This is a genomic window from Wandonia haliotis (assembly GCF_039523435.1).
In the GTDB taxonomy this organism is placed as follows: Bacteria; Bacteroidota; Bacteroidia; order Flavobacteriales_D; family Crocinitomicaceae; genus Wandonia; species Wandonia haliotis.
The window spans coordinates 33974-47905 of record NZ_BAAAFH010000011.1; the positions used below are offsets into that span (position 1 = coordinate 33974).

At 40.0% G+C, this 13932-nt stretch carries 11 protein-coding genes; 3 read left to right on the forward strand and 8 right to left on the reverse strand.

The annotated features are described in order from the left end of the window. The gene (locus ABDZ97_RS08320) at positions 1-2679 is read left to right on the forward strand and encodes a DNA gyrase/topoisomerase IV subunit A (RefSeq protein ID WP_343786461.1); all 2679 of its coding nucleotides are present in this window, start codon (positions 1-3) and stop codon (positions 2677-2679) included. 17 nt (positions 2680-2696) lie between these two features. On the opposite strand, the gene ABDZ97_RS08325 is transcribed toward ABDZ97_RS08320, so the two are convergent. The 5 genes from ABDZ97_RS08325 to ABDZ97_RS08345 are packed head-to-tail and all read right to left on the reverse strand — an operon-like array spanning position 2697 to position 6052. Beyond that, the gene (locus ABDZ97_RS08325) at positions 2697-3521 is read right to left on the reverse strand and encodes an outer membrane beta-barrel protein (RefSeq protein WP_343786463.1); all 825 of its coding nucleotides are present in this window, start codon (positions 3519-3521) and stop codon (positions 2697-2699) included. A gap of 13 nt (positions 3522-3534) precedes the next feature. Next, the gene (locus ABDZ97_RS08330) at positions 3535-3942 is read right to left on the reverse strand and encodes a hypothetical protein (RefSeq protein ID WP_343786465.1); all 408 of its coding nucleotides are present in this window, start codon (positions 3940-3942) and stop codon (positions 3535-3537) included. After that, on the reverse strand, positions 3927-4514 hold the full coding sequence (locus tag ABDZ97_RS08335) for a nitroreductase family protein (protein ID WP_343786467.1): 588 nt from the start codon (positions 4512-4514) through the stop codon (positions 3927-3929). Before ABDZ97_RS08335 ends, ABDZ97_RS08330 begins: the two co-directional genes overlap by 16 nt. 51 nt (positions 4515-4565) lie before the next feature. Further along, the gene (locus ABDZ97_RS08340; protein WP_343786469.1) at positions 4566-5186 is read right to left on the reverse strand and encodes a LysE family translocator; all 621 of its coding nucleotides are present in this window, start codon (positions 5184-5186) and stop codon (positions 4566-4568) included. Positions 5187-5209: 23 nt separating this feature from the next. After that, the gene (locus tag ABDZ97_RS08345) at positions 5210-6052 is read right to left on the reverse strand and encodes a CvfB family protein (protein ID WP_343786471.1); all 843 of its coding nucleotides are present in this window, start codon (positions 6050-6052) and stop codon (positions 5210-5212) included. 221 nt (positions 6053-6273) lie between these two features. On the opposite strand from ABDZ97_RS08345, the gene ABDZ97_RS08350 reads away from it, so the two are divergent. Continuing rightward, entirely contained in the window at positions 6274-6918 is a 645-nt protein-coding gene (locus tag ABDZ97_RS08350) for an alpha/beta hydrolase (protein ID WP_343786473.1), read from the forward strand. Between the two features lie 65 nt (positions 6919-6983). On the opposite strand, the gene ABDZ97_RS08355 is transcribed toward ABDZ97_RS08350, so the two are convergent. The 3 genes from ABDZ97_RS08355 to ABDZ97_RS08365 are packed head-to-tail and all read right to left on the reverse strand — an operon-like array spanning position 6984 to position 12719. After that, positions 6984-8864, reverse strand: coding sequence for a T9SS-dependent choice-of-anchor J family protein (locus ABDZ97_RS08355; RefSeq protein WP_343786475.1), 1881 nt, complete (start codon positions 8862-8864; stop codon positions 6984-6986). 12 nt (positions 8865-8876) lie between these two features. Continuing rightward, on the reverse strand, positions 8877-10160 hold the full coding sequence (locus ABDZ97_RS08360) for a DUF5689 domain-containing protein (RefSeq protein WP_343786477.1): 1284 nt from the start codon (positions 10158-10160) through the stop codon (positions 8877-8879). Between the two features lie 18 nt (positions 10161-10178). Continuing rightward, positions 10179-12719, reverse strand: a complete 2541-nt coding sequence (locus tag ABDZ97_RS08365) for a TonB-dependent receptor (protein ID WP_343786479.1) — start codon at positions 12717-12719, stop codon at positions 10179-10181. Between the two features lie 157 nt (positions 12720-12876). Between ABDZ97_RS08365 and ABDZ97_RS08370 the strand changes: the two genes are divergently transcribed. Further along, positions 12877-13932, forward strand: a complete 1056-nt coding sequence (locus ABDZ97_RS08370) for an endonuclease/exonuclease/phosphatase family protein (RefSeq protein WP_343786481.1) — start codon at positions 12877-12879, stop codon at positions 13930-13932.

Genomic DNA, 13932 nt, shown 5'->3' on the forward strand with positions numbered 1-13932 from the left:
ATGGCAGAGAACGAAGAGCCTGAAATGGAAGAGAACAACAACCTGCCGGAGAATAATGATGCCGATAATGATCAGGTTGTATCCCTCAGCGGATTATACGAGGATTGGTTTTTGGATTACGCATCGTATGTAATTCTTGAGCGGGCTGTTCCTTCGTTAGCTGACGGATTAAAACCTGTCCAGCGACGTATCCTGCATTCCATGAAAGAAATGGATGATGGCCGTTACAACAAGGTTGCCAATATTATCGGGCATACCATGAAATATCACCCGCACGGGGATGCTTCGATTGGAGATGCACTTGTGCAATTGGGACAAAAAGACTTGTTGATTGATTGCCAGGGAAACTGGGGGAATACCTTGACAGGAGATTCTGCTGCAGCTCCCCGATATATTGAGGCGCGTTTGTCTAAGTTTGCCAATCATGTTGTATTTAATCCGAAAACAACAGAATGGCTGGCATCCTATGACGGACGAAACAAGGAACCTCAGAACCTTCCTGTGAAATTTCCACTGCTTTTGGCGCAGGGAGCGGAAGGAATTGCTGTCGGAATGGCTTGTAAAATTCTTCCGCATAACTTTATTGAATTAATTGAAGGGTCCATTCAGATTCTTCGTGGAAAGAAAGCCGAAATTCTTCCGGATTTTCCAAATGGAGGAATGGCTGATTTCTCGGGTTATAATGATGGATTACGGGGAGGGAAAGTCCGTGTTCGTGCCCGGATATCCAAGCAAGACACAAAAACCCTTGTTATTACTGAAATTCCCTTCGGAACCACGACCACTTCTTTGATTGATTCCATTATCAAAGCAAATGATAAGGGGAAGATTAAAATCAAAAAAATTGAAGATAATACTTCAGCTATTGCTGAAATAGTGATCCATCTGGCTACAGGAGTTTCACCGGATAAGACGATAGATGCATTATATGCGTTTACCGATTGTGAGGTTTCTATTTCTCCGAATGCCTCCATTATCGATAATGATGTACCTCGTTTTCTGGGGGTAAGTGAAATGCTGAAAATCTCTGCGGATAATACGTTGCATTTATTGAAACGCGAACTGGAGATCAGGAAGGGAGAATTAGAAGAACAATGGCATTTTTCCAGCCTTGAAAAAATCTTTATCGAAGAACGTATCTACCGCGAAATTGAGGAAGAAGAAACATGGGAAGGTGTGATTGCTGCAATCGATAAAGGATTAAAGCCATTTATTAAACATCTGAGAAGAGACGTTACAGAAGAAGATATCGTTCGTTTAACAGAAATAAAGATTAAACGGATTTCAAAATTTGATAGTTTTAAAGCAGACGAGGCGATCAACCGGTTGGAAGATGAACTGGCAGCGATTCAGTATAAGCTGGATAACCTGACAGAATATGCGATTGATTACTTTAAAGAACTGAAAACAAAATTCGGAGCCGGTAAGGAGCGAAAAACAGAGATTCGTGTATTCGATACCATTCAGGCCAGAAAGGTTATTATAGCTAACAAAAAGCTTTATGTAGATGTGGAAGAAGGTTTTATTGGCTGGAATCTGAAGAAAGCTGAGTTTGTAGCTGATTGTTCGGAGATCGATAATGTGATCCTGTTCTTCGATACCGGTAAAATGATGGTTACCGAAGTGGCTGATAAAAAGTTTGTCGGGAAAGGGATTGTGTATTGCGGAATCTGGAGAAAGGGAGACAAGCGTACCATTTATCACATGATGTATCAGGACGGGAAAGGTGGTCCTACCATGATGAAACGATTCTTTGTAAATTCACTTACACGTGATACTGAGTATGACTTGACAAAGGGGGCAAAAGGATCGAAGTTGCTATATTTCTCGGTTCATCCAAATGGTGAAAAAGAAATTGTAACAGTTCATTTACGTCCGCGTCCGCATTTGAAGCGGGTTCGTTTTGATATAGATTTCGGAGATCTTCTAATCAAGAGCAGAACAGCGGCTGGAAACAGAGTAACGAAAGAAATTGTTGCCAAAATCACCCAGAAGGAAGTAGGAGGGTCAACACTTGCTGCCAGAAAAATTTGGTTCGATCCGGTTGTCAAACGATTAAATGACGAGGGCAGAGGGAAATTCCTGGGACAGTTTAAAGGTGAGGATAGGATCCTTACTTTGTATCAATCCGGACAATATCGTTTGTCTAATTTTGATCTGGCGACTCACTTTGAAGAAGATCTGATTCACATTGAAAAGTGGCATCCTGATCATCCGATCTCTTGCGTGTACTATGATCCGGAGAGAGATTTACATTTCGTAAAACGTTTTCTTTGTGAAGTAACTAGCGATAAAATGGTTTCGTTCCTTCCGGAAGCAGAAGGGGCGCGAATGGATGTCGTTTCGACAGCATACCGACCGAAGGTGAATATTGTCTTCAACAAACTTTTGAAAGCAACAAAGAATTTGCCGGATAAGGAAGTAGAGATTGCTGATTTTATTGATATCAAAGGAATGAAAGCTATCGGGAATCAGTTGACGAAATTGAAAACGAAGGAGATTCAGTTGGTTGGTCCTGTTGAAGGAGATGAACCATGGCCGATAGAAGAACCTAAGGATCAGAACGGAAAAGAAGAGATATCAGCAGATGACGAAGCTCCCTTTGAAGTGGAATGGGATATGACAAAAGATGACCAGGAGGAGGACGATGAAGAGTCCGGTCAGGCAAAATTATTCTGATATGATTTCCTGAGAGATTAACCTATAGGTCCCGGTATAAACTGAGGACCTTTTCTTTTTATAAACGGTAAGAAATACTTAATATCGAAGGTGACGTAAGTCCCGTTCATTTCTCCGTATATGGGTTTATTGATGTTTTTATATTTATAAGTAGTAGCTATTTTAAAAATGGCACCAAAAGGATACTGGAACGAAGCTCCCAGATAAAAAGTTCCTGCTTTTTCGGTTCTTAGTTCGACCCCCACATTAGCATTCATGGCAGCACGAATCCAGCTCATCCGCAATCCTTCTGTGCTAAACATATTCGGGTAACCGTTATCATCAGTCCGAACGTTACTCGGATAGAAATTTCCTGAAACTCCGTAGGAGGCATTCATAAACCATTTCTCTGACATTTGTACATAGATCAATAAATTTAGAGGAATGTCATAACTGACTACGCCAAGAGTTGTTTGAGAAGAAAGGTTTGAATCAGGAACAGCATAATCCGTACGGTAATTACGACGAACAATATTCAGACCGGTTTCAATAGCAAAACGCTTGGTAATACCAATGCGAATAGTTCCCCCGAAAGAGTATCCCCACAGAGGCGTAACAGTAGCTGAAAAATTATCTTTAGAAAGTGTTTCCGGTCCGGTTCCGAACATACGGATTGGAATGATCGGTTTAACTTGTAGTCCGAAGTAACTTGGGAAACGATTCCGCTTCTGACTCTTCATTTTCTTTTTAGCTTCCTTTTCCTGATCCCACTGACCGTATGTGATGGCAGGCGAGAGTACAAGAAGAAAAAGAACGAATGAGATACGTTTGAGAAGCGTGGTATGTGTACGTTTATTTTTCAAATGTTTCCGTTTTCTAATTTGATGTTCCCTGTTCAATTTGTCTGGTCTTTTCTTCCAGATATACATTTCGTCTGCAGTATCCCAGAGCGGCTAAAGTAACCAGTGCAATCATGAACAAAACGAAAAAATAACGTAAGAATCCACTTTTTATTAGTGGTTTCTTAAATTTTCCTTCCGTCTCATAATTGAGTTTTTGTGTTTTACCAAAATTCTTTTTGTGGATGGCAATGAGATAATACTCTTTTTCGTCTGCTTCCGGGTTGGAGCGTTCGTACCAGATTTTATCTTTTACCAGTAATTGTTCAAAATGATCCGCCCGGTTTTTATCCTTGAAGCGATAAACTACATAATTGGCATCGGAAGGATGCTTGTGATAATTGACCAATCCCAGGTCAAACGGATGTTCTAGTCCTGAATCCATTCGGTAACGTATTCAATTGGTTTACGATGTGCTTTAGGCCATTCGATTTCCGGATAGCCCATGTAGAAAAGCCCCAGACATTTGTCTTTTTCTCCTAATCCGAGAAATTCATTCATGGTAGCTGTATAAACAACTTTCGGAGATGCCCAGAAACCACCAATTCCATAAGCTGTACACATCAAATGCATATTTTGCACCGCACAGGCAACAGCCTCGATTTCTTCTAGTTCAGGAATTCTTTCCTCCGGTTGTCGTTCCATACAGATTGCAATAACGACAGAAGCTTGCAGAGGACGTTCGCGCATACGCTGAAATTTCATCGTGTTAAATGCATCTTCCGGAGTATTGTCAACATACCATTTCGCCAAAAAATCGGATAGTTTATTACGTGAATCATCCATAAATACTTTAAAACGCCAGGGTTGCGTGTTTCCATGAGTAGGAGCCCAGATAGCCCCATTCAGGATTTTTTCTACGATTTCCCGGTGTACCTTTCGGGTTGTATACTGTTCCGGATATATGGTGCGTCTGTCTTTAATCAGATCTGTAATTTCGCTGAGATTATATTTCATATCCACATGATATTTGGAGTACAAATTTACATATAATAGAGCAGAATAAGATCAGGTAAGCAGAATACCCGCAGCAATCGCAATAAAAAGTACAATTTGCGCCCATTTTAGAAAAAGAAGTCCTGTTTCTGATTGGCGAATGAATCCCAAAAGACGATCCGAAAAATAAGCGGAAGCGGTGAAGATAAGCAGAGCCTGTGCAAAGAAAATGAAGCTCAAAAAGTAGGTGTGAAATAGGGGAGAGGTACTGGTTACGGGAATAAACTGGGGTAAAAAAGCCAGAAAAAACAAAGTAACTTTAGGGTTCAAAACATTCATGAGAAACCCTTTAGAGAAAAGCCTGAAAAAGGTAGTCTCTCTAAGGTTTTCCTGAATAGGTTCAATACGATGTGAGGAGCTGAATACCTGATACGATAACCAAAGAAGATAACCAGCTCCAAAAACTTTAATACTCCAGAATATCCAGGGAGTCGTTTTTAATAAACCGGCAGCTCCAAATGCAACAATTGAAGAATGGATAATCAGACCGGAACACAAGCCTGTTGCTATCGCAAAACCAGTTTTAAATCCTTTGGCAGAACTACTGGTAATAACAAGAAGAATATCCGGTCCGGGAGATAGTGTAAGTAAAATACTAGCTCCCAGAAATGATAAAAAAGTATCCGGTTCCATATTCTTTTACTACTGACCGCGCGCTATCTGTTCAACACGATTTTGTCCTTTTCGATACGGATTATTTTCTCTTTATAGAGGTGTCCGATTGCCTTTTTAAACATCTTCTTACTCATACCAAAAGTGTCATAAATCATTTCAGGATCGCTTTTATCGGTTATAAACATGACACCATCATGTGTTTTCAGGTAATCAAGGATAGGATCTTTGCGTTCGTGAGAACTATTTTTCCCCGTCAACTGTAACGCAACATCTATTTTTTCATCTTCACGAACCTGTTTTACAAAACCTCTCCTTTTCTCTCCGATATGAACAGGAGTGAAAATTTCGTTGTGATAAATCATCCCTGAGAAAAGATTGTCAACAATGCATTTAAAACCGAGTTCATGTTCCTCAGTAACAAGAATATTTACCTCTTCGTCGGGTACATATTCAGGGGGGACTGTATCCAGAAACTTAGCTGTTTTTGTTGACCCTGCAAGTCGTTCACTTTCCTGATCATAGTAACAATATACAAGGTAATTTCCACCTTCCTGGATATTTGCTTTCTGTTCCCGGTATGGAATGAGCAGGTCTTTTTGTAGCCCCCAGTCCATAAAAGCACCGATACGGTTCACTTCCCGGACATCAAGAAAGGCAAATTCGTCTCGTTTTACATAGGGCTCTTCAGTTGTTGCGACAATTCTGTCTTCAGAATCAAAGTAAACAAACACCCGGACAACATCTTCTTCCTGAAGCTGTTCCGTACAATAGCGTTTGGGTAACAGGATATCTCCTAACTGTTCCCCATCAAGTACAGCACCGTGAGGTATAATACGCAGTACTTTTAAATCGGCAAATTGCCCTATTATTGAAGTATCAATCATAGGGCAAAAGTACGGAAATACCATGAGAGATAGCGAAGGGTATACAAATTAAGGATGTACCTCTTTATCACTATCGTATTTTGCGGATCGGTAGACCTATTGAGAGGTATAAATTTAGCTCAATAGGATCTGAAAAAGTTAGATCGTGTGAAAGATGAAAAATACCAAAGGAATTAGCAGATAAGTAAAGAAGGAGTTTACTTTAAGCCTAAATTTGTCTTATGAAATTAAAAATTCAGAAAACGGCAAAAGTAGCTGTACAGGGAAATCCGGAAACAGCAAAATATTGTTGGATTGTACTACATGGATATGGACAGTTAGCCGATTATTTTATTCGGAAGTTCAGTTCTTTGGATGAAAAAGAACATTTTGTTATCGCGCCGGAAGGAATACACCGGTTCTACCTGAAAGGAACCTCGGGTAGAGTAGGGGCTTCCTGGATGACCAAAGAAGAACGACAGGATGATATTACGGATAATATACAATATCTTGATCAGGTAGCAGCAGAATTGGCTGCGAATCATTCGTTTGAAAAAGTCGTTGTATTGGGATTTAGTCAGGGAGCCTCGACAGCTGCAAGATGGATTCAGCAGGGACAGTTTCCGATAGATTGTTTTGTACAATGGGCGGGTGTATTTCCTCCTGATCTCGAACTACCAAGTGAGAATAACCGATTTGATACGATCCGGCATTTGGTGGTTATAGGAAAAGAAGATCCCTATTTTAAAAATCAGGACGATCTTTCTCAACCGGAACAAGTAAAACGAGTAAGTAAAGATCCGAAGGTTATTTGGTTTGCCGGTGATCATAATATCTATCCGGAACCTTTGGCAGATGTTTGTAAAGAGATAGTCGGTCAGAATTAAAAAAAACAGGCACAAAAAAAACGGGGAGTTTCATACTCCCCGTTTTTGTATCGTTGTTCGATAGCTTATTTAACAATAAACTTCATGGTCTTATTTCCTTCGAAATTGATAAAGTAGATACCACTCTCAAGGTTTTCTACATTGATTGTCTCAACTGTGTTAGACATTGTAGAAGAATAAACTGTTTTCCCCTGTGCGTCTGTAACTGTTACGTTAGCACCTTCAGCTCCGTTTACTGTAAGTACATCAGAGGCAGGGTTCGGGTAAATGCTAATTGCATTCAATTGCTCTTCAGTCATTCCCAAAACAGCTTCGATATCTGATGCTGAACGAGGAAGAATTCTGTGCTCGTTAAATCCGAATGATTTGATACCTGTAATGTTATAAATCGTTCCCTGAACACCTCCGTAAGCGTATAATTTGTCATCAACGATAACAGAACCATTTGCATCAGAAACAACCCATTCACCAAATCCGTTTACTGGTTGTGTACAAACAACATTTTCAAAACGTACCAATACTGATTCATACTCCTCAACTGAAGCAGCATCAGTTGAAAGAACAACAGGGTTTGGAAGAGCATTTCCTTGAGAAATAACATTAAAAGAAGTTACATAGTTGATCTGAGTAACCGTATTAAATTCAACTACTTTTCCTGTAATTAAAAGTTCATCACCAACACTTGGAGTATTCGCACTGTTAAATACTTCGATTCCAGTCCATGGTCCTTCATCATCCTGAATAAAATATCCATTCTGATAAGTTGCTGTAACAATACCGGTAGTTGTAACGGTTTGATCCATATATGGAGAGTTTCCTGAAGGATCAGTTGTGTTCTGGATATTGTAAATTGCTACTACAGGAGTAAGCGGGCTTTCAGAAACAAGAACATTGTCTATTTGGTATGTACTTCCATCTGAAGCTGATCCAATATATTTGAATGCAAGGTAAACTGTCGATTGTCCGATATAATCTTCAAGATTAAAGTCTCCTGAGTTCTCGAAGTACCATGAGTCAATATCGCTATCCATGTTTAATGAAGCTGTAATATCGGTCCACGTTCCATTTGCAGAAGGATCACTTGTTCCATCATAATCAGTAGAAAGATAAACAACCAAATCATCACCGGCAAATCGCTTTGCATTATCAAAAGATAAAAAAGCCGTTGTAGTTGCAGAAAGATCAATAGCTGGAGATACTAACCATGATTCTAATGCAAGATTTGTTTGTGTTGAGTTTACATAGTTGCTAATACGTGCATTACTTGCCCCACTTGATGTGTTATGGTACCAGGAGAATGTTAATGTACCGCTTGTTGCAGAACCAAATACTTGCCAGTTATTATTAGCAGTAAGATCCGCTCCGTCAAAACGATCACAGAAAATAGCTCCTGCACACAGATCTTCTTCTAATTTTACATTGTCAATCTGATAGGTACTTCCATCTTGATCGCCACCAATGTATTTAAACGCAAAATAGATTGTAGATCCTGCATACGCTGAGACATCAATTGGGTTAGAAGGAACCATTGTCCAAGATGCATCATCCGCGTCAAACCCCGCTACAGCTGTATAATTATCCCAGGTTGCTGTAGTTACATCACCAGCATAGTCTGTACTTATGAATAATTCGATATCATCACCAGGAAATCTTTTTGTGTTGGAGAATGAAAGCATTGGGTTCATTGCCGAAGTTAAATCAATAGCAGGAGATATTAACCAGCTCTCAGTAAGATGGTTTCCTGAACTGAAGTTAGAAACTTTAGCATATCCATTAGACTGGTATTCTTCATATACCCACTCATATCCATTGTTGACAGGAGTTTCTACAGTCCATACATTACCAGATGTTAGATCTGGTCCATTAAAGTACTCTGTAAAGTACGATTGTCCGAAAGACAAAGCCGTCATAAAAACTGACGCAAGAGTTACTACTTGTTTTTTCATAATTTTCCGAATTTAATTCTCATTAACTATAATATCATCTACTTGCCAAGTTGCAGCTGAGTTTGGAGTAGAACTGGTGTATTTGAAAGCAAAATAAACAGAACTATTCCCCATGAATTGACTCAGCTGAATTAATCCTGAAGGAGTCCAGCTGAAACTACCCGGAGACCAGGTTGCATAGCTGGTATAATTTACCCATGTTCCATTTGTAGAAGGATCACTGGTACCATCATAGTCTGTTGAAATCATTAACTGAAGCGCTGGACCGTTATAGTTCTTAGACGATTTAAATTGCAGTCCCGGAGCAGAAGCCTGAGATAAATCTACAGCCGGAGAAATCATCCATACCTCGGTTGTGTTTGTAGAACCGTTCTGATAACCACTAATAACCGCATAGTGATTCCCGGAAGATCCCTGATCAGAGATGTACCAGTTGATTCCTGCTTGCGGGGTGCTGGTTACCACATAGTTGATCCATCCTCCGGAAGTAATTGATTCATCCGAGAAGTTTTTAAACAAGTAAGAATCAAATGGGTTTGCCGTACAACGGTTTCCATTCATGTTAATTTCAGATGGTTTACGGATGTACAATTGTTTGTCGTTATTGAAGACACCTACCACACAAACGATGGAACCATTTCCCTGAGCGACCATTTCGTCAGCGAAATCAGCATAACCGCTTGTTCTTACAAGTGCAGAGTGAGTTTCATCGCAATCAATCAAGGTGCGATTCTGAGTTTGTTGCGTAATGGCATTTGCATACGTATTGTTTAGTTCTGAACCGCTAAACTCAACATTATTGATACGAACCAGTTTTGCCTGATAATCTCCGTTAACAATATCAGCAAGTGTTACATCTTCCGGAGCGATGTGTTTTCCGGTCGCTTGCTTAATTATGTTCTTATCAATATCAACTGAATCCAACTGCAACATTCCGTTATAACTTGAAAGGGTAGTTCCTTTTAGTGCAATTCTAACAGAATCTCCTTCATAAAGTCCTCCGGAAAACAGTGTTCTCAGAACGATTGCTCCCGTAGGATCCTGTACATAGGCATTTTTATAAATGTTTCCGTTTTGATCATCCATCGTGACATTCGCATAGATAGAATAGTCTTTATCAAATCGGATAGGAACATTTCCTCCTGCGGCAAATGTATCACGCAGGTCCTGAAGTGTTAGTAAATGTCCAACAGGGATTTCCTGTACAGGAGGTGAATCAAATTCTTTCTTCACACATGATGCAGCAGTCAATACAAGTGTAGCTGCAAGAACGGGTAATTTTATTTTATTTTTCATACGGATAAAATTCTAAGATTAAAAGCTAAAGCTTACCATCGCAAAGAAGGTAATTCCAAACATATAAGCATATTTAGGTGGGAAACGATCAATGTCATTCGACATGTAACGAAGTTGTTCATATCCACCGGTCTTAAATTTGGTATTATTCAATAGGTTACTGATACTCAGATTTACATTAATATACTGACCACCTTTTAAGCGCCATGATTTTCCACCATACAGGTCAACTGTTATACCTCTGTCAAGTCGAGTCTGATCTAAAATCTGATTCCATTGAGGATCGGATGTTACATAGCCTTCAACAGCTTCTTCTGTTCTTCTGTCCGGGTTTGGATCCAGATAGATGTGATCAAAATAGTTAACATTGAATCCGGCAAACCAATATTTTGGAGAGTTGTACTTCAAACCAATTGCGGCTGCCGTTTGCGGCATTCCTCCGACACGGTAATTTTTTAAGTAAACGGTTCTGTTCTCAGCAACAAGTTCTGAATTATTATCACGGGAAATCGTAGCGGTTGGACGAGAGTTGTAAATGCTTTCTCCATGTGCAAGAACTCCTGTCATTGTAAAGGTAGGAGTCATGTTCCACTCAATACCTAATTCAAGTCCCATGTGACGAGTGTTAACACCCGTCATAGCATAGTTAACAAGTGTATTATATTCATCGTGATAGAAAGAACGCATCCAAACCTGATCTTTTATTTCCGTATAATACAAAGTAAAACGGGTTTTTAATTTGGAGTAACGGATGTTATAGTTCAAATCAGCTGTCATAAGCTTCTCATTTGTCAGACCATTAACAAAGTCATTACGGGTACGGGCAGAAATAAAAGCATTTCTAGCCTGAGGAGCACGCGTTAAATAAGCTCCGTTTAGACTCAGATAGTGTCTTCCCGTAATTTTATACGTAGCACCTCCCTTAACCCCAAAGTTATCGAATTTTTTCTTTTCGGAATCACCCAATGAGTTGTCAGGGAATCGTCCGTTTCTTACGTTACCAGTTCTCCAAAGAGAGGTGTGCGAATAACTTCCTGTAAGATAAACATTCACCTTTTTAAAATCATGCTCTACTTGAGCAAACACATCCTGTTTGTTGACGTGAATGTCGTAGTCATGTCCGAAACGTTCTCCTTCTTTTACAAGACGGTTCGGATTATCGATGTCATTTTGAGATGCTTCCGGATCATCAAGATCTCTTTCGGCAAACTGGTCAACATCAACCCAAAACTCTCCACCTAACAGATCCTGCACTACGCGGAAATTCTTACTGGTATAAAAGTTCGCTGTATATCCGGCTGTGAAATTCGTTTTTTCAGTAAACTTCTTTTCAAATACAGAGTTGAAACCATACTGAATGTGATCGTTACGCATTTCTTCAAGAATATATTTTGAACGCAATCCGGTTACATTATTTCCGGGAGTACCATTCACATTCTCAATGGTAGAAATATTCTTGTAATTGGCATTATACATTCCATCCCAATTTACCTGTCTGTAATTCTCATCTGTCATCCAGCTATTGGTAACCTGATTGAACAAATCACTTCCGGGATCCTGATAACTTGGTAGATAGCGATAATAATCCGGACGAGGGTCACGGGCTTCGTACCAGTTTAAACGTGTTACCCCGTTTCGTCCTCCTGAAACATACGCTGTTGTTGTAAGTTTCATCGTCTTGTTCATATCCCAGTAATGAGAAAGCATTCCCGTAGGAATATGGCTTTTACGAACACGTGAATTGCGTTTTTCGCCATCCTGATATCCCCAGTTGGGATTGTAGTAATTATTGTCTGACAAATCGTAAGCTTCCTGAACAACTAAAGACTGTAAACCTCTGTATGAAGGTGCTCCGAAACCGGTTAGACCGATTGTATGTTTTTTATTGATTCGCTTTTCGATAGCCAGATAGTAAGCCCAGGCATCAAAACTTGTTCCGTCAATATATCCTTCCGAAGCCCACCTTCTTGAAGCAGAGGCAGCAATGGCCCATCCGTTTTTCATCATTCCGGTTCCATGAGAAACCATAACTCGGTGATGGTAAGCACGGTTCGTTCCGGCGTAAGAAACTTTGGTTCCTTTTCTCATAGAGGATGCCCGTGCAGAGATTGAACTATAACCACCTATTCCCTGAAACATAGAGCGGGAAGGAGTAAGACCTGTCTGAACGTCCATGTAACGGGTAACATCATTCAAACCACCCCACATAGCCCATATAGCACGCCCCGTTTCCATATCGTTCATAGGAATACCGTTAATAAGAACAGTGGTATTCATTCCATCATATCCTCTGATACGGAAGCGAGCAGGTCCAAAGCTAAATCCTGCAGTTGATGTAAAAATGTCGCGTGATGATTGTAATAGTCCGGCAATATCCTGTGTACCCATGTCCGACTCTCCGTCGTCGTCTCCAAGATTAAATACAGGAAGCCTGGTTTCTGTAATGGTATTTGACGTATCTTTAGGTAGGGAAAGGGAGTCGGGTTCTGTTTGCCCCCATATACCAAAGCTTGTTAAGAAAAACGCAGCAGACAGCGTTTGACAGTAAATTTTATTCATTCTGCACAATTCAATTTGTGGCAAAATTAACAGGTTCCCCTGAGATATTTTAAGAAATTTTGGTATTTAACGTTTTAATAATGTCCATAACTTGACAAATCCCTATCTTCGCGGAGTAGAATTTTTCATTTTCTAAATGTACAGAACCAGGTATTTTATGAGATCATTAAGACAAGCATCCTTATTGTTTACAGCTGTTTTGTGGAGTTTTTCCGTTAGCTGGTCGCAGGATAAAGATAAGGAGTATTTAGTATCATGTATCGGATTTTATAATGTTGAAAACTTATTTGATACACTCAATTCGGAAAATACAATTGATGAGGAGTACACTCCCGAGGGAAAAAACGCCTGGACTTCCGAACGCTACATGGAAAAATTGGACCGTTTGTCGGAGGTGATTTCCCAGTTGGGAGAGGAGTACTCTCCGGACGGAGTTGCTGTGTTAGGCCTGGCAGAAGTAGAGAATCGTTCTGTAATTGAAGACCTGGTCGCTACAGATCGGTTGAAAAACAGAAACTACGCTATTGTACATTATGACTCTCCAGACAGAAGGGGTGTGGATGTTGGACTGGTCTATAATCCGAGCTATTTTACTGTCGAAAGCAGTAGTAGCCATGTTCTTAAAATTGAAGGAATGGATGACTTCTATACCCGGGATCAATTGTTGGTTTCCGGACAGTTTTTAGGAGAGCGTATGCATTTTATTGTGGGACACTGGCCTTCGAGAAGAGGTGGGGAAAAAAGAAGTTCTCCTTTGAGACAGGCAGCAGCGGATTTGGCCCGATCTATTATTGATTCAATTCAGGTAGCAGAGAACGGAACGGCGAAGATTGTTCTGATGGGAGATTTGAATGATGATCCAACCAATAAAAGTGTAAAGAATAATCTGAATACATGTGGTGATAAGGATGATCTTGAAGAAGGGCAATTGTTCAATGCTTCTATGGGGCATTTCAAGAAAGGAATCGGTACGTTGGCATGGAGAGATACATGGAATCTTTTTGATCAGATGATTTTAACACCTCAGTTAGTGAACGGAGACTTTAACGGACAGAATTTTTATAAGTTTGTTGTGTTTAATAAACCTTTTTTGATGCAATCTTCAGGAAGATTCAGAGGGTATCCGTTTCGTAGTTTTGCCGGAGGACAGTATTTAGGAGGGTATGCTGACCATTTCCCGGTTTATACGGTTCTATTAAAAGAAAAAAAATAA

Bases quoted from the DNA above. Each gene is read 5' to 3' on its own strand.
- ABDZ97_RS08365 (WP_343786479.1), bottom strand. From the start codon at position 12,719: ATGAATAAAATTTACTGTCAAACGCTGTCTGCTGCGTTTTTCTTAACA.
- ABDZ97_RS08320 (WP_343786461.1), top strand. From the start codon at position 1: ATGGCAGAGAACGAAGAGCCTGAAATGGAAGAGAACAACAACCTGCCG.
- ABDZ97_RS08370 (WP_343786481.1), top strand. From the start codon at position 12,877: ATGAGATCATTAAGACAAGCATCCTTATTGTTTACAGCTGTTTTGTGG.
- ABDZ97_RS08360 (WP_343786477.1), bottom strand. From the start codon at position 10,160: ATGAAAAATAAAATAAAATTACCCGTTCTTGCAGCTACACTTGTATTG.
- ABDZ97_RS08345 (WP_343786471.1), bottom strand. From the start codon at position 6,052: ATGATTGATACTTCAATAATAGGGCAATTTGCCGATTTAAAAGTACTG.
- ABDZ97_RS08340 (WP_343786469.1), bottom strand. From the start codon at position 5,186: ATGGAACCGGATACTTTTTTATCATTTCTGGGAGCTAGTATTTTACTT.
- ABDZ97_RS08350 (WP_343786473.1), top strand. From the start codon at position 6,274: ATGAAATTAAAAATTCAGAAAACGGCAAAAGTAGCTGTACAGGGAAAT.
- ABDZ97_RS08355 (WP_343786475.1), bottom strand. From the start codon at position 8,864: ATGAAAAAACAAGTAGTAACTCTTGCGTCAGTTTTTATGACGGCTTTG.
- ABDZ97_RS08335 (WP_343786467.1), bottom strand. From the start codon at position 4,514: ATGAAATATAATCTCAGCGAAATTACAGATCTGATTAAAGACAGACGC.
- ABDZ97_RS08330 (WP_343786465.1), bottom strand. From the start codon at position 3,942: ATGGATTCAGGACTAGAACATCCGTTTGACCTGGGATTGGTCAATTAT.